At 72.3% G+C, this 15,604-nt stretch carries 17 protein-coding genes; 6 read left to right on the forward strand and 11 right to left on the reverse strand.

The window, feature by feature from the left end; genetic code table 11:
- The first annotated feature begins 83 nt into the window (after window positions 1-83).
- Entirely contained in the window at window positions 84-290 is a 207-nt protein-coding gene (locus GA0070608_RS07280) for a PspC domain-containing protein (RefSeq protein ID WP_091623842.1), read from the forward strand.
- 122 nt (window positions 291-412) lie between these two features.
- On the opposite strand, the gene GA0070608_RS07285 is transcribed toward GA0070608_RS07280, so the two are convergent.
- From GA0070608_RS07285 to pdxH, 6 genes are all read right to left on the reverse strand, one after another.
- Window positions 413-1,240: a DUF4230 domain-containing protein gene (locus GA0070608_RS07285; RefSeq protein ID WP_091623845.1), complete on the reverse strand. Its 828-nt coding sequence runs from the start codon at window positions 1,238-1,240 to the stop codon at window positions 413-415.
- 153 nt (window positions 1,241-1,393) lie between these two features.
- Window positions 1,394-1,699, reverse strand: a complete 306-nt coding sequence (locus GA0070608_RS07290) for a type II toxin-antitoxin system VapB family antitoxin (RefSeq protein WP_089002310.1) — start codon at window positions 1,697-1,699, stop codon at window positions 1,394-1,396.
- A gap of 248 nt (window positions 1,700-1,947) precedes the next feature.
- Window positions 1,948-2,550 (reverse strand): nitroreductase family protein, encoded by a 603-nt coding sequence (locus GA0070608_RS07295; RefSeq protein WP_091623849.1) that lies wholly within the window; start codon window positions 2,548-2,550, stop codon window positions 1,948-1,950.
- A 12-nt stretch (window positions 2,551-2,562) separates the two neighbouring features.
- Window positions 2,563-3,492 (reverse strand): aldose 1-epimerase family protein, encoded by a 930-nt coding sequence (locus GA0070608_RS07300; RefSeq protein ID WP_091623853.1) that lies wholly within the window; start codon window positions 3,490-3,492, stop codon window positions 2,563-2,565.
- Window positions 3,493-3,540: 48 nt separating this feature from the next.
- On the reverse strand, window positions 3,541-4,842 hold the full coding sequence (locus GA0070608_RS07305; protein WP_091623857.1) for an MFS transporter: 1,302 nt from the start codon (window positions 4,840-4,842) through the stop codon (window positions 3,541-3,543).
- Window positions 4,839-5,468 carry a pyridoxamine 5'-phosphate oxidase gene (pdxH, locus tag GA0070608_RS07310; protein ID WP_091634534.1) on the reverse strand — a complete coding sequence of 210 codons (630 nt, stop codon included), beginning with the start codon at window positions 5,466-5,468 and terminating at the stop codon, window positions 4,839-4,841. Before pdxH ends, GA0070608_RS07305 begins: the two co-directional genes overlap by 4 nt.
- A 285-nt stretch (window positions 5,469-5,753) precedes the next feature.
- On the opposite strand from pdxH, the gene GA0070608_RS07315 reads away from it, so the two are divergent.
- From GA0070608_RS07315 to GA0070608_RS07330, 4 genes are all read left to right on the forward strand, one after another.
- Window positions 5,754-6,860 carry a citrate synthase 2 gene (locus tag GA0070608_RS07315; protein WP_091623860.1) on the forward strand — a complete coding sequence of 369 codons (1,107 nt, stop codon included), beginning with the start codon at window positions 5,754-5,756 and terminating at the stop codon, window positions 6,858-6,860.
- A gap of 291 nt (window positions 6,861-7,151) precedes the next feature.
- The gene (gene serC, locus GA0070608_RS07320; RefSeq protein ID WP_091623863.1) at window positions 7,152-8,279 is read left to right on the forward strand and encodes a phosphoserine transaminase; all 1,128 of its coding nucleotides are present in this window, start codon (window positions 7,152-7,154) and stop codon (window positions 8,277-8,279) included.
- A gap of 187 nt (window positions 8,280-8,466) precedes the next feature.
- Window positions 8,467-9,546: a septation protein SepH gene (gene sepH / locus GA0070608_RS07325; protein WP_091623866.1), complete on the forward strand. Its 1,080-nt coding sequence runs from the start codon at window positions 8,467-8,469 to the stop codon at window positions 9,544-9,546.
- Between the two features lie 76 nt (window positions 9,547-9,622).
- On the forward strand, window positions 9,623-10,609 hold the full coding sequence (locus tag GA0070608_RS07330) for an aldo/keto reductase (protein ID WP_091623869.1): 987 nt from the start codon (window positions 9,623-9,625) through the stop codon (window positions 10,607-10,609).
- Window positions 10,610-10,621: 12 nt separating this feature from the next.
- Here GA0070608_RS07330 and thpR read toward each other — a convergent pair whose 3' ends face one another.
- The 5 genes from thpR to GA0070608_RS07355 all read right to left on the reverse strand — a co-directional run bounded on the left by thpR (window position 10,622) and on the right by GA0070608_RS07355 (window position 15,224).
- On the reverse strand, window positions 10,622-11,200 hold the full coding sequence (gene thpR, locus GA0070608_RS07335) for an RNA 2',3'-cyclic phosphodiesterase (protein WP_091623872.1): 579 nt from the start codon (window positions 11,198-11,200) through the stop codon (window positions 10,622-10,624).
- 13 nt (window positions 11,201-11,213) lie between these two features.
- On the reverse strand, window positions 11,214-11,723 hold the full coding sequence (locus tag GA0070608_RS07340; RefSeq protein WP_091623876.1) for a hypothetical protein: 510 nt from the start codon (window positions 11,721-11,723) through the stop codon (window positions 11,214-11,216).
- 102 nt (window positions 11,724-11,825) lie between these two features.
- A complete protein-coding gene (locus GA0070608_RS07345) occupies window positions 11,826-13,109 on the reverse strand; it encodes an MFS transporter (protein ID WP_091623881.1) in 1,284 nt (427 codons plus the stop codon).
- Between the two features lie 68 nt (window positions 13,110-13,177).
- On the reverse strand, window positions 13,178-13,627 hold the full coding sequence (locus tag GA0070608_RS07350; protein WP_176733660.1) for a MarR family winged helix-turn-helix transcriptional regulator: 450 nt from the start codon (window positions 13,625-13,627) through the stop codon (window positions 13,178-13,180).
- Between the two features lie 118 nt (window positions 13,628-13,745).
- Complete coding sequence (locus GA0070608_RS07355) at window positions 13,746-15,224, reverse strand: NCS2 family permease (RefSeq protein ID WP_091623888.1); 1,479 nt, start codon at window positions 15,222-15,224, stop codon at window positions 13,746-13,748.
- 87 nt (window positions 15,225-15,311) lie between these two features.
- On the opposite strand from GA0070608_RS07355, the gene GA0070608_RS07360 reads away from it, so the two are divergent.
- Entirely contained in the window at window positions 15,312-15,560 is a 249-nt protein-coding gene (locus GA0070608_RS07360; protein WP_091623892.1) for a DUF2530 domain-containing protein, read from the forward strand.
- Window positions 15,561-15,604: the final 44 nt, after the last annotated feature.

Raw genomic sequence — 15,604 nt, forward strand, 5'->3', positions numbered from 1 at the left:
TCCTCGCGACCGAGGGCACGGCGGTCACCCCTTCCTACCGTTGAGGCAGAGGCGGCGAACCGCCGCAGAGTGGGAGTACGACGATGAGTCGCAAACTGGTCCGCCCCCGTCAGGGACGCATGATCGCTGGCGTCTGCGCCGGCCTGGCCCAGCGTTTCGGCAGGTCGGCCGGCTTCATCCGGCTGCTGTTCCTGCTGTCGCTGCTGCTGCCCGGCACCCAGGTGATCGTCTATCTGGTCCTCTGGGTGCTGATGCCCAACGAGGACCGCCACGCCGCCGCCCGCTACTGACCCCGCCACCGCCCCGCGGGCCGGCGGCGGGGCACCGGCTGCCGCCCGGCGCGGGGTGACCACGCAGCGGCGCCCGTCCCGACGACCGGGGCGGGCGCCGCCGCCTCGGCGGGGTCCCCTCGTCACGGAGCGATGTACGTGACCGTCACCTTCTCGTAGCCGAGGGAGCGGAGCAGGCCCTCCAGCATCTTGCGGGTGTTCTCCTCGGCCCGCTGGGTCAGGCCGCTGTCGCGGGCGGCGCCGGTGATCCGTTCCTCGGCGAGCTGGTAGACCTGCTGCTGGCGGTTGGGGTCGCCCTTCACCAGCTCGCCGACCCGGTTGAGCAGCCCACGCTCCTCGGCGAAGACGTAACTCTTCTCCAGGTCGAGGTTGGTCTTGCCGAGCTGCGGCGCCGGCAGTTTGATCTCCACCGACTTGCCGTCAGCCGACTCGACCACCGCACCCTCGGAGATCTTGGCGAAGTCGACGTACGCCTCGACGCTGCCCGCCCCGACGAAGAGGGTGCGCTGGCTGAGCAGCCAGTCGGGCACGTTGCGCCGGTCGTTCTGGAGATCGACGACCACCTGGAAGTTGCCCTCGGCCGCGACGTAGCGGCTGAGGTCCTGGATCGACTTGAGCAGCGGCGGCTGGCTGCGGTCGGTCTGCTCCTTGGTGAACGGGTTGCGGAAGTCCGGCAGCAGACCGGTGGCCTGCACGCCGAGCAGCGCCACCACCGCCATCGCCGCCGCACCGAGCACCCAGAGCAGGCCGCGCGCGGGCCCGCCTGCCGACGGTGGCGCATCCGGCTCCGGCGGTGGCGCATCCGGCTCCGGCGGTGGCGCACCCGGCTCCGGCGGTGGCGCACCCGGCTCCGGCTCGGGTGTGACAGCCGTCCGGTCCTTGAGCGCCTCGCCGGTCGGATAGCCGGGAAACTCCCTGGTGGGCTCGTTGATGTCACCGTCGCGGGCCATCGCCCTCACCGTCCTCGTCAGACACGTCGTCTGAAGATGACGGTACGGCTCCCGTACGACAGCCGCTCGCTGAGCGGCACGACCAGGCGGAACCGCCGCGTCGATCCGGCGAAACCGCAGGTCAGGACGGGTCGGACAGCCGGCGGGTCGAGTTCACTCGATCGGCCCCGAGAGGACGAGCACCCGGGCGTGGATCTGGTTGCGCTGCTGTAACGCCGCCCGCAGGGCGCGGTGCAACCCGTCCTCCAGGTAGAGCCCGCCGTTCCACTGCACCACGTGCGGAAAGAGGTCGCCGTAGAAGGTGGAGTCCTCGGCGAGGAGCTTGTCCAGCGCCAACTCGCGCTTGGTGGTGATCAACTGGTCCAGGCGCAGCGGCCTCGGCGGAATCTCCGCCCACTGCTTGAGCGTCAGGTTGTGCTCCGGGTAGGGACGCCCGTCCCGAACCGCTCTGAAGATCACGACGGCACGCTCCCCTCCCCCTGGCCGGGCCGACCCACGACACCGGGTCGGGTCGCGGCGCGGCACCGCGAGCCACGGCACCGATGACCGTGCCAGCGTAACCGGCTGCGCCACACCGCGTTCTGCTCCCTGATGTCAGTTTCACTACCCACAGTCCGGTTTGCCTCCGAACAAAACACCTGACGGGACTCCATGACGCCGCGCCAGGCCGCCTGTCCCGACTCGTCGGACAAGGCATCAGAGGCCGGTCAGCTCCACCGCCCCCACCGGACCACCTCGTCCACCGGGCGGCGCCCCCGGCGCAACGACGGTGACCGGTGGTCGGGTGCACGATAACCCACCGTGACAGCCCCGACGGGGTCGTACTCCGCCGGCACCCCGAACGCCTCCCGGTACGCGTCGAGGCGCGGCGACGGAATGCCGAAGAAGCACGCCCCCAGCCCCTCGTCCACGGCGGTCAGCAGCATCAGCAGGGCGGCGAAGCCGGTGTCCACGTACCAGTAGGGCACCGGCCAGCGCTCCGCCGAGCGGTCCGCCCAACCCTTGTCCGGTTCCGCGTACCGCTCCAGGTAGGCCGACCGGTTCGCGTGCGGTACGACGATCAGCGGGGCCTTCCGCATCCCCGCCAGCCACCGCTCCCGACCGCCGCCGCCCGGCGTGGTCGCGGCCCAGAACCGGTCCCGGTCCGCCGCAGTCTCCAGCACCAGGAAACCCCAGCCCTGGGCGAAGCCGGCCGACGGCGCGCGGACCGCGTGGTCGAGCAGCCGCCGCACCACGTCGGGCGGGACGGGACGGTCCGGGTCGTAGTTGCGCACCATCCGGCGCCGCCGGACCACCTCGCTGAACTCCATGCGCTCCTCCGCTCAGGCCCCGGGCCGTACGCCCCACACACCCCGCCAGGTCGCGCCCGGCTTCAGGGTGATCACGTCCCGACCCGAACGGAACGCGTCCGGCGGGCAGGTCATCGGTTCCACCGCCACGGAGCGGCGCCGCCGCTCGCCGGGCAGGGCGTCGCCGGTGAACACCTGCCACCAGCCGAACTCCCGGTCCGCCCAGATCCGCACGCCCGTCACACCGTCCGGGGCGGCCAGGCTGACCACCGATCCACCGTCGTCGTCGCGGATCACGTCACCGAAGGTGAGATCGAGCCGGGCGCCGCCGATCCGGCGGGGGCTGGTCCAGTCGTACTCGGTGCCGGCGACCGGGGTGCCTCCCAGCGGCAGCAGCCGCGAGTCCACCAGCAACCGGGTGCGGGCCGGCAGCCGCAACGCCAGGTCGTCCACCGCCACCCCGGGCACCCGCAGGTACGGATGCGCGGCGAAGCCGAACGGCGCGGGCTCGGTGCCGAGGTTCGTCGCCTCGTGCTCCGCGCGCAGCCCGTCCGGGCCGACGCTCCACCGGGTGCGCAGCCGCAGCGGCCACGGGTAGCCCGGCTGCGGCGGCAGGTCGTAGCCGACGGTCACCGCGTCGGGCGACCGTTCCACCAGCCGCCACGGCACCCAGTTGACCAGCCCGTGGATGGCCACGGCCCGGTCCGGCTCGCTGAGCGTGAGCTGCAACGACCGCTCGCCGAACGTGTAGCGCCCGTCGCGGATCCGGTTCGGCCAGGGGGCCAGCACCTGCCCCGCGCAGCCGGGGCAGATCTCGTCGGCGTCGTACCCGTCCAGCCGGTCCACCCCGTCCTGCCGGTATGTCCGGACCCCACCGCCCACTTCCACGATGACGGCCTCGTGGCCGGCGGCAGAAATAGTCCACTGTGCGCCCGAGGGCGGACGCTGGTCGGAGGTGTCCATGCGGGGGACCCTAGTGGTTCCCGTCCCGCCGTCGCTCGCCCCGACCCGTCACGCCCGGTCACCGCCGGAGGAGGACGCCGCCCGGTAGCGCAGCAGCACCGGGAACGCCACCGCGAGCAGCACCGCGAGCGCCGCCGAGAGCAGGCCGCCGCCGACCCAGGCGACGCCGCCGCCGAAACCGGCCGCCACCGCACCGGCCCGCAGGTCGCCCAGGCGTGGGCCACCGGCGATGACCACCGTGTTGACCCCCATCAGCCGCCCGCGCATCCGGTCCGGCGCGTAGACCAGCAGCATCGACTGCCGTAGCACCGCACTGACCAGGTCGGCAGCCCCGGCCACCGCGAGCAGCAGCACCATCAGCCAGAGCTGACCGGCCAGCCCGGCCGCCGCCACGGCCAGCCCCCAACCGACCACCGCCACCACCAGCACCAGCCCCTGCCGGCGCAGCCGGCCGATCCAGCCGGAGGTCAGCCCGCCGAGCATCGCGCCGGCCGCGATCGCGCTGTAGAGCCAGCCGACCGCCGCGCCGCCGCCGAACCGGGACTCGGCGATCTCCGGGAAGAGCGCCCGGGGCATCGCCAGCACCATCGCGATCAGGTCGATGACGAAGGAGAGCAGCAGCACCGGCGTGGTGGCCAGATAGCGCAGCCCGTCGAAGATGCTGGCCAGCCCGGCCCGCCGTGGGGTGTCCGTTGCGTCCGGGTCCGGCTCCGGCGGCATGGCCGGCAGCTTCACGGTCGCCCAGACGGCGACCGTGTAGAGCACCGCGTCGGCGGCGTACGCGATCGGCAGGCCGAGATCGGTGCCCCACCCGGCGAAGATCACGCCGGCGACCAGCGGGCCGAACACCGAGGCGGCCGTGAAGGTGGTGAAGTTCAGGGTGCTCGCCGCCGGCACCAGCTCCGCCGGCACCAGCCGGGGCAGGATCGCGTTGCGGGTGGGCGAGCTGACCGCGAAGGCGATCGACTGCACCGCCACCAGGGCGAGCAGCAGCAGCGGGCTGCCGATCCCGAGCACCGCCTGCACCGCCAGGCCGAGCGTGGCGGCCCAGAGCACCGCCGCCGTCGCCAGCAGCACCTTGCGCCGGTCGTACGCGTCGGCGACCGCGCCGCCCCACAGCCCGAAGACCAGCAGCGGTACGAACGCCGCGATCCCGATCAGGCCGACCCAGAGGGAGCTTCCCGTCAGCGCGTACATCTCCACCGGCACGGCGACCGCGGTGAGCTGGATGCCGAACATCGCGATGCCGTTGCCCAGCCACATCCGCCGGTACGCGGGCACGGCCAGCGGACTCAGGTCGATCGCGAACCGGCGCAGCCCACCCGGGCGGGCGTCCTTGAGCTGGGTCACGGCGCCAGTCGCTCGATGGTCCACTCCCCGGACCCGTTGAGCCGGAACCGCAGCCGGTCGTGCAGGCGGCTGGCCCGGCCCTGCCAGAACTCCACCGACTCCGGCCGCACCCGCAGCCCGCCCCAGTGCGGCGGGGCGGGAATCGGCTCGACCTCGGCGAACCGCTCCGCCGCCGTCCGGTACGCCACGTCCAGCACGACCCGGTCGGGGATCACCCGGGACTGGGTGCTGGCCCAGGCACCGAGCTGGGAGCCGCGCGGCCGGCTGGCGAAGTACGCCTCCGTCTCCGCCCGGTCGACCCGCTCGACCCGGCCGGCCACCACCACCTGCCGGTGCATCGCAAACCAGGGAAAGACGAGGCTCACATACGGGTTGACGGCCGCCTCGGTGCCCTTGCGGGACCCGTAGTTGGTGAAGAAGACGAAGCCCTGCGGGTCGTACCCCTTCAGCAGTACGGTCCGCGCGCTCGGGTGGCCCTCGGCGTCGGCGGTGCCGACCACCATCGCGTTCGGTTCGGGCAGCCCGGCGGCGACCGCGTCGGCGAACCAGCGGGCGAACTGGCCGTGCCAGTCGGCGGCCAGGTCCGCCTCGGAAAGGCCCAGCTCCGCGGCGTACTCGTTACGCATCGCCGCCGGCCGGTCTGTGTCCCCCGTCACGTTCCCTCTCCTCCTCGCCGGCCCGGCCCACCCCCTGCGGCGCAGGCCAGCCCATACCGCCCAGTGTCACCGACGCGGACCGGGCGGCCCTGACCGGGGATGTCGCGTGCGGCACAGTCGCTGTGGGTCGCGGATCCGGTTACCCAGCAGGCAAGATGTCACGAACACATCCCTGAGGGTCGCCTAAGGCGCTCGCCCGGCTGGGCCGGGACCGGAGCCCCGGGCGGGCGCACCGAGCAGATCCAGGAGAACGAGATGGCCGATTTCAAACCCGGTCTGGAGGGCGTCGTAGCCTTCGAGACCGAGATCGCCGAACCCGACCGCGAGGGCGGCGCGCTGCGCTATCGCGGTGTCGACATCGAGGATCTGATCGGCCAGGTCTCCTTCGGCAACGTGTGGGCGCTGCTGGTCGACGGGCGGTTCGGCCCGGGCCTGCCGCCGGCGGAGCCGTTCCCGGTGCCGGTGCACTCCGGCGACATCCGGGTGGACGTGCAGTCCGCGGTCGCGATGCTGGCCCCGTACTGGGGTCTCAGCCAACTGCTCGACATCTCCGACGAGCAGGCCCGCGAGGACCTCGCCCGGGTGTCGGTCACCGCGCTCTCCTTCGTCGCCCAGTCGGCGCGCGGCCTGGGCCTGCCGGCGGTACCGCAGAAGGAGATCGACAAGGCGTCCACCATCGTCGAGCGCTTCATGAAGCGCTGGCGGGGCGAGCCGGACCCGCGGCACGTCAAGGCCGTCGACGCGTACTTCATCTCGGCCGCCGAGCACGGCCTGAACGCCTCCACCTTCACCGCCCGGATCGTCGCCTCCACCGGCGCGGACGCCGCGGCCTGCATCTCCTCCGGCATCGGTGCCCTCTCCGGCCCGCTGCACGGCGGCGCCCCGTCCCGCGTGCTCACCATGCTGGAGGCGGTCGAGCGCGGCGGCGACGCCGAGGGCTACGTCAAGGGCGTCCTCGACCGGGGCGAGCGGCTGATGGGCTTCGGCCACCGGGTCTACCGGGCCGAGGACCCGCGCGCCCGGGTGCTCCGCCGCACCGCCAAGGAGCTGGGCGCGCCGCGCTTCGAGATCGCCGAGGCGCTGGAGAAGGCCGCCCTGGCCGAGCTCCAGGCCCGCCGGCCGGACCGGGTGCTCGCCACCAACGTCGAGTTCTGGTCGGCCGTGGTGCTGGACTTCGCCGAGGTGCCGGCGCACATGTTCACCTCCATGTTCACCTGCGCCCGGATGGGCGGCTGGAGCGCGCACATCCTGGAGCAGAAGAAGCTCCAGCGGTTGGTCCGCCCGTCCGCCCGCTACATCGGCCCGGGCACCCGCAAGCCCAGCGACGTCGAGGGCTGGGACGCCATCCCGCACGGCGTCTGAGCGGTCCACGAAGGGGCCCCTTCCCGTCGCCCGGCGGCGGTGAGGGGCCCCTTCGTGTGCGTGGTCACAACAGGGCACGACACCGGCCACGGTTGTGGTGCACGCCTCAACGCCGCTGGTGGGACCAGCGACCGGACCGGCCGCGTCGGGTGGGAGGATGAAGGCCGGCAGTGTCGCCGGACCGGGCCCGGGTCCCGGCCGCGTCGTGCGCCTGAGCGCGCGTCCGCCGTCGATCCGCGCCCACCTGAACACCGGGCCCGCTCGCGCCCATGCGGAAGGATCTCGACAACCGTGGCTGACGCACCGACCATCCGGATTCCCGACGACCTCAAGCCCGCCGACGGGAGGTTCGGCTGCGGGCCGTCCAAGGTCCGTCCGGCGGCGGTATCCGCCCTCGCCGACGTGGCGACCAGTTACCTGGGCACCTCGCACCGGCAGAAGACCGTCCGCGACCAGGTGGCCCGACTGCGCCGCGGCCTCGCCGACTTCTTCTCCCTCCCCGAGGGCTACGAGGTGGTGCTGGGCAACGGCGGCACCACGGCGTTCTGGGAGGTCGCGACGTTCGGCCTGGTCCGGGACCGGGCGCAGTTCGCCAGCTTCGGCGAGTTCGGCGCGAAGTTCGCGAAGTCCGTCAAGGACGCCCCGTTCCTCGGCGAGCCGACCATCCACAAGTCGGCGGCCGGCTCCGCCCCCAGCCTGGTCGCGGAGGCCGGGGTGGACGTCTACGCCACCCCGCACAACGAGACCTCGACGGGTGTCGCGGTGCCGATCAGCCGGGTGGCCGGCGCCGACCCCGGCTCGCTGCTGCTGGTCGACGCCACCTCGGGCGCCGGCGGCCTGGACGTCAACGTCGGCGAGACCGACGTCTACTACTTCGCCCCGCAGAAGTGCTTCGGCTCCGACGGCGGCCTGTGGCTGGCCCTGATGTCCCCGACCGCGCTGGAGCGCGCCGGCGAGATCAAGGCGTCCGGCCGCTACGTTCCGGCCTTCCTCGACCTGGTCACCGCGATCGACAACTCGCGGCTGGAGCAGACCTACAACACCCCGGCGTTGGCCACCATCTTCCTGGCCGCCGAGCAGACCGACTGGATGAACTCCCAGGGCGGGCTGGCGTGGGCGGCCAAGCGCACGGCCGAGAGCGCCGCGATCGTGTACGGCTGGGCGGAGCGCTCCGAGGTGGCGACGCCGTTCGTCACCGACCCGGCGCTGCGTTCCAACGTGGTCGCCACCATCGACTTCGCCGACTCCGTCGACGCGACCGCGGTCGCCAAGGTGCTGCGCGCCAACGGCATCGTGGACACCGAGCCGTACCGGAAGCTGGGCCGCAACCAGCTTCGCGTCGCGCTCTTCCCGGCCGTCGAGCCGGCCGACGTCGAGGCCCTCACCGCGTCGATCGACTACGTGGTCGAGCGACTCTGATCGCCGTCACGGTCGGTGGCCGCCGACGCGTTCGACGGCCACCGACCGTGATCATCGCCGCAGCTCAGTCGCGACATGCGGGTGTCGCATCCCCCACCTCCGGACAGATGCGCGTACGGTGGTGCGAGGACGCCCGGGTGGCCGGCTCGTGGCGTGACGGCCAGCGAAGCGGGACGGAGGCAACGTCATGCGCCCAGTACGCTTCGTCGCCCTCTCCGAGGACGGCCAGGCCATGGTGCTCGCCGACGAGGTCGGGCGACTGCTCGCCCTGCCCATCGACGAGCGCATCGCCGGTGCGTTGCACGCCGAGCCCGGCGCCCCGCCGCTCGCGGTGGCCCCGGCGGCCGGCGCCGACCCGATACCCTCACTCTCCCCACGGGACATCCAGGCGAAGATCCGCTCCGGCGAGTCCGCCGAGGACGTCGCCCGGATCGCCGGCGTGCCGGTCGACCGGGTGCTGCGCTACGCCGGCCCGGTGCTCCAGGAGCGGGCCATGCTCGCCCAGCACGCCCGGCGCACCCGGCTCAAGGGCGCGGAGAAGCCCACCCCGCTCGCCGAGGTGGTCAACGGCCGGCTGGCCCAGCACGGCATCGACACCGAGAAGATCTCCTGGGACGCCTGGCGCCGCGACGACGGCACCTGGCGGATCGTGGCGACCTGGCCGTCGGGCAAGGCGACCGCGCAGGCGATCTGGGATCTCGACAAGACCCGGCAGTCGGTCGCCCCGCACGACGACATGGCGCAATACCTCTGCGCCGAGCGCCCCACCCCGATCCTCGGCCAGGAGCCGGCGCCGGAACGGGGCGGCCACGCGCTGCCCGGTCCGTCGCGCGGCGAGCCGAGCCGGGGCGGGCACGGCCTGCCTGCGGCGGCCGAGCACAGCCGTCCCGGCCGCGACCCGATCCGGGCCGGGCGGGACGCCCTGCTCGCCTCCCTCGACCGTCCGCTCGGCTCGACCTCGGGCCGCGGGCTCGAACCGCGCACCCCGGCTGCGCTGGCCGGGCAGGACGCGCCGCGCCAGCGGCCGGTCGGCGGCGGAGCGGCGGCGCTGCTCGGCGGCGGTCAGGGTTCCGCGTTCGACGACGACTCGGACGCACCCAAGGAGGTGCCGGCCGTGCCGTCGCTGGCGGTGCTCCGGCCCCGCCGTACGGGTACGGCGGCAGCGGCCGGCGAGTCGACCGACGCCGCTGGCAAGCCGCGCAAGCGCCTGCCGAGCTGGGACGACGTGCTCTTCGGCAGCGGACCGGCGGCACGCGAATCCTCGTGATCACCCGGCTCCGGCGACGACCTGTCGCCGGAGCCGACACGAGGCGCTCGAAGTGCCGCCGTGGCAGGGTGGCCTCATGGAGTACACGAACCTTGGCCGTACCGGCCTGTCAGTCAGCCGCCTCTGCCTCGGCACGATGAACTTCGGGCCGCAGACCACCGAGCCGGACAGCTTCGCGATCATGGATCGGGCCCTCGAACACGGGATCAACTTCTTCGACACCGCCAACGTCTACGGCTGGCAGACCGGCGAGGGGATCACCGAGCAGATCATCGGGCGCTGGTTCGCCCAGGGTGGCGGCCGACGGGAGAAGGTCGTGCTGGCCACCAAGGTCTACGGCAAGATGGGTGAGTGGCCCAACGAGCAGGGCCTCTCCGCCCGGCACATCGTGCGGGCCTGCGAGGACTCGCTGCGCCGCCTCCAGACCGACACCATCGACCTCTACCAGATGCACCACGTCTCCCGGAGCACGCCGTGGGAGGAGATCTGGCAGGCCATGGAGACCCTGGTCGCCCAGGGCAAGGTGCTCTACGTCGGGTCGTCCAACTTCGCCGGTTGGCACCTCTCGGTGGCGCAGGAGGCGGCGGGGAAACGCCACTTCCTCGGCCTCGTCTCCGAGCAGTGCATCTACAACCTGATGACCCGGTACGTCGAGTTGGAGGTGGTGCCCGCCGCGCAGCACCACGGGCTGGGCATCATCCCGTGGTCGCCGCTGCACGGCGGGCTGCTCGCCGGTGTGCTGCGGAAGATGACCGAGGGCGGGGCCGCGCGCGGCGCCGCCGGTCGCTCCGCCGACGCGCTCGCCGAGCACCGGCCGACCATCGAGGCGTACGAGAAACTCTGCGGCGACCTCGGTCACGACCCGGCGGACGTGGCCCTCGGCTGGCTGCTGTCCCGGCCCGGGGTGACCGCCCCGATCATCGGACCGCGTACCGTCGACCAGCTCGACCGTTCCCTGGGCGCCCTGACCGTCACCCTCGACGAGGACACCCGTACCCGTCTGGACGAGCTCTTCCCGCCCGTCGGCGCCGGCGGCCCCGGCCCCGAGGCCTGGGCCTGGTAGCCGAGGGAAACGTCAGAGGGGCCAGGCGGCCAGGCGGTCGTAGCTGCGGCGGGGGCCGGGGTTGCTGCGCACGAGGACCATCTCGGTCGCCGGCCACTGCGGGCCCTCGTAGTCGTCGAGGGTGGCCACGTCAGCCGCCACGTCGGCCGGTGACATCCGGTCGCCGGGGCGGGCGACGGTCAGGTGCGGGCGGAACGGCCTCTCGTCGTACGGCAGCCGGGCGTGCCGCAGCCGGGAGCGGATCAGCCGGGCCAGCACCAGTATCGGCTCCAGTTCGCCCCGCAGGTCGACCCAGAGCACGGTGGCCCGGTCCTGGCCGAACCGCCCGCCGCCGGCGAGCCGGAGCCGGGGCGCGGCGTGGCGGCCGTCCCGGGACCACTCGGCGGCGAGCCCGAGCGCGCTCTGCACGGCGACCAGCCGGTCCGCCTCGACGTCGCCTAGGAAGGCGAGGGTGACGTGCGCGTCGGCCGGGTCGGCCAGCCGGACATCGATGCCGGCGGCAGCCGCCGCGCCGGTCCGCAGCCGGGCGACCTGCTCGCCGAGGTGCGCGACCGCCTCGGGCGGTGGGTGGACCGCGACGAAGAGCCGCACGCCGCTACGCCCCTCAGTGGTGGCGCTGCCGGTGGCTTGCCCGGGCGGCGGGCAGGGCCAGCCCGGCGGCGTGCAGCAGGCCCTCCACCCGGACCCGTTCCAGCTCCAGGTCGACGCCCGCCAGCTCGGCCAGGTGCTCGGTGATCCCGAGCGCCTGGCAGGCCAGTCGGAGTCGGTCGTCGTACGCCTTGAGGACCATGGGGTGCCAGACGGGCTGGCGGCCGTCGAACCCGACCCCGTGGCTGCGCAGGCGGCGCAGGTCGACGGCGAGTTCCTCCAGCGGGCGCCGGTCGGGCCGGTCGAGGGCGGTGAGGTCGATGTCGCGGGTCAACGCGTCGGCCTCGACGGCCTGGTCGAGCCGGGCGATGGTGCGCCGCTCCCGCCGGCGCTCACGCCACTCGGCGTAGCCACAGGCGACCCGGTCGATGATCTCGTCCGCACAGAAGACCAGGGCGATCACCGCCGGCAGGCTGGCCATGGCAACGAAGGCAAGGATCAGCAGCAGCGCGCGCCCGGGCTCCACGTATCGACGCTAAGCCCCTTGCTCCCGGATCGCCACCGCTTTCGTGTCATCCGCGCCGTCCGGGACAGGACCGGTCTACCCATCCCGGGACGGCGGGGACGTTCAGCAGTCCGTGGAGGTGACGTAGAAGCGCGGCATCGGCAGGACGCGGAAGCGCAGCCGGGCACCGGAGCGGCGGAGCTGCCAGGTGAGCGCGATCAGAGCGGTGGCCAGCGAGATCAACCCGCCCATCCAGATGCTGGCACCGGCGCCGTAGGTCTCGGCGACCCAGCCGATGAGCGGTGCCCCGACCGGGTTGGTGCCGAGGAAGACCAGCACCCAGAGGGCCATCACCCGGCCGCGGAAGGCGGCATCCGTGCCGAGCTGGACCCGCTGGTTGGCCGCCTGGGCGAAGAACACCATGAAGAACCCGGTCGGCAGCAGCAACGCCACCACCAGCCAGTACGCCTGGGCGAGCCCCACCAGTGTGCCGAAGCTGGCACAGCCGACCGCCGCGCCGAGCACCAGCCAGATCGACGGGCGGCTGCGCCGCCCGGTGCCGGCGAGCGCGCCGACCAGCGCGCCGACGGCCAACGCGGTGCTGAACAGCCCGAACGAGGCCGCCCCGGTCTGGAACACGGTCTTGGCCAGCGCGGCGAGGGTGAGCTGGAAGTTGAACAGCGACATGCCGATCACCGACATCACCGCCATGGGTAGCAGCAGGTCGGGCCGGCGCCAGACGTAGCGCAGACCGTCGATGACCTTGGCCGACGCCCGCTCGTCACGCGGCAGCAGCGCCTCCCGGTTCAGCTCGGCCGGCCGCATCTGGATCACGGTGACCAGCGGGGCGATCGAGCTGAGCGCGGTGAACATGAAGACCGGTCCGACGTCGAAGGCGGCGATGGCCAGGCCGGCGACGGCGGGCCCGACGATCCGCGCGGAGTTGAACACGGCCGCGTTCAGCGAGAGCGCGTTCGGCAGCAGCGGGGTGCCGACCAGTTCGGAGACGAACGCCTGCCGGACCGGGGTCTCCACGGCGTTGGCGACGCCGAGCAGGGCCGCGAACGTGAAGACGTGCCAGAGCTGCACGACGCCGGTGATCACCAGCAGGCTCATGCCGAACGCCAGCACGGTCCAGAACGCGTTCGCGACGAAGAGCAGCATCCGCTTGTCGTAGCGGTCGGCGAGCCGCCCGGAGAGAAGCGTGAGCAGCAGCACCGGGGTGAACTGGAGTGCGGTGACCACGCCGAGCGCGGTGGCGGAGTTGTCGGAGAGCTCGAGGACCAGCCAGTCCTGGGCGATGAACATCATCCAGACGCCGATCAGCTTGATCAGCTGCCCGGATGCGAAAAGCCGGTAGTTGCGGACCTGTAGGGACTGGAACATCGTGCTCAGCTTCGCCTGCACTCTTAGTGCGCCTCCTTGCGGTCGTACGCGTCATCGACGGCGGACGGCGCGGTGGCACGACGCGCGGGTCAGGCGCGGGCGACCTGCTGGAGGATCTCGGCAGCCTGCCGCAGGGTGTCCCGCTCGGCTTCGGTCAGCTCGGCCAGCCGGCTGGCCAGCCACTCGTCACGGACCCGCTCGAACTGTTCGAGCACTGCCCGTCCCCCCTCGGTCGCCGCCAGGATGACCTGCCGGCCGTCGGTCGGATGGGGGGTGCGCTGCACGAGGCCACGCTCCTCCAACTTCGCGACGATCTTGGTCATCGTGGGCGGCTGCACCCGTTCCACGTCGGCCAGTTCCCGAGGCGTCAGCGCACCCGCCAGCTGGAGGCTGGTGAGCGCGGAGAGCTGGGTGACCGTGAGGTCGCCGACCGGCCGGGCCTGGCGGACCCGTCGGTTGAGCCGGGTGATCGAATCACGCAGCTGGGGAGCCAGCTGCGCCGGTGGCACGCGTTTCGCCGTCACCGTCCGCTCCGTCACGATAGTTAGCCTAGCTAATTAGCCTGGCGAATGAGATGCGATATGAGCAGGCTCACGAAGAGACGCCCTGCTCCGGGCCGGTCACCCGATTCGGCCACCGGCCCGGAGCAGAGGGAGTTCAGAGCACCACGGACTCGATCGGCCCGCGCAGGAAGTAGAGCACGAAGAGGGCGGCCACCCCGTACAGCAGCGGGTGGATCTCCCGGGCCTTGCCCTTGGCGAGCTTCACCACCACGTACGCGATCAGGCCGGCGCCGATGCCGTTGGAGATCGAGTACGTGAAGGGCATCACCGCGATCGTCAGGAACGCCGGGATCGCGATCTCGTAGTCGGACCAGTCGATCGTCCGTACCGCGGTCATCATCAGGAAGCCGACCACCACCAGCGCGGTGGACGCCGCCTCGAACGGCACCACCAGGACCAGCGGCGCCAGGAACATAGCCAGCAGGAACAACCCGCCGGTGACCAGGTTGGCCGCGCCCGTCCGGGCACCCTCCGCCACACCGGCGGCACTCTCGATGTACGACGTGTTGCTGGACGTGCTCGCCGCACCGCCGGCCGCCGCCGCGATCGAGTCGACCAGCAGGATCTCCTTGGCCCGCGGCGGGGTGCCCCGCTCGTCGAGCATCTTCCCCTCCTGGCCGACCGCGACCATCGTGCCCATCGTGTCGAAGAAGTCCGTGATCAGCAGGGTGAACACGAACATGAGGACGACGAGCCAGCCGGCCTTGCTCCACGAGTCGAACACGTTGAACTTGCCGAGCAGCGACAGGTCCGGCAGGTCCACCCAGGTCTTCGGCAGCTCGGGCACGTTCAGCGCCCAGCCCTTCGGGTTCGGCTTGCCGTCGACGAAGGACGGCCCGATGTTCGCCACCGCCTCGACGACGATCGCCAGCACGGTGGAGCCGAGGATGCCGATCAGGATCGCGCCCTTGACCCGGCGCACCATCAGCACCACGGTCAACAGCAGACCCACCACGAAGACCAGCATGGGCCAGCTGCCCAGGCTGCCGTCGAAGCCCAGCCCGACCGGGACCGTGGTGTTCGCCGAGTCCGGCACCCGGCGGACGAAACCGGCGTTGACCAGGCCGATGATGGTCAGGAAGAGGCCGATGCCGACGCCGATCGCCGTCTTCATCTGCGTCGGCACCGAGCGGAACACCGCCGTACGCAGGCCGGTCAGCACCAGCACCGCGATGATCACACCCTCGATCACCACGAGGCCCATCGCGTCCGCCCAGGTCATCTCCGGGGCGATCTCGTACGCGACCAGCGCGTTGACGCCGAGGCCGGCGGCGAGCGCCAGCGGGAACCGGCCGACCACACCCATCAGGATGGTCATCAGGCCGGCGACGAGAGCCGTCGCCGCGGCCAGGGCGGGAATGGGGAGCTTCTGACCGTCGCCGTCGACGGCACCACCGATGATGAGTGGGTTGAGCACCACGATGTACGCCATCGTGAAGAAGGTCGCCAGGCCACCGCGTACCTCGCGGCTCATCGTCGAGCCACGGGCGGAGATCTCGAAGTACCGGTCGAAACCGCTACGCGGGCGGGCTGGGTCGGGTGGTGTGCCGTTCTCGGGCGGCGCTACTTTCATCAAGTCCTCGCAGGTGATCTTCCGTTGTCGCGCGCATCGTCGCAGATCACCGGCCTGCAGGAAAAGTTGATCGCGTACGCTTGCCGCGTGTCGAAGGAGCAGCCACCGCGGCCCGAGCCGCTCGACCCGCCGATGGTGCCGTTCGCCCTCGCCGGGATCGCGGCCTGGGCGCTCGCCGGGTTGGTGCTGCTGGTCTTCTTCCGCGACTGGCTGACCACACACGATCACCAGGACTGGCTGTGGACCTGCCTGGCCGGTTTTCTGTGGGGCTTCCCCGGTCTCGCCGTGATGATGCGGCACGACGCCAACCGGCGTCGCCGCCGCGCCGGCCGCTGACCTGCGCCGACCCTGATCCGCCGGACCGGCGCCGCAGCCACGGC

Source organism: Micromonospora peucetia (assembly GCF_900091625.1).
Classification (GTDB): domain Bacteria; phylum Actinomycetota; class Actinomycetes; order Mycobacteriales; family Micromonosporaceae; genus Micromonospora; species Micromonospora peucetia.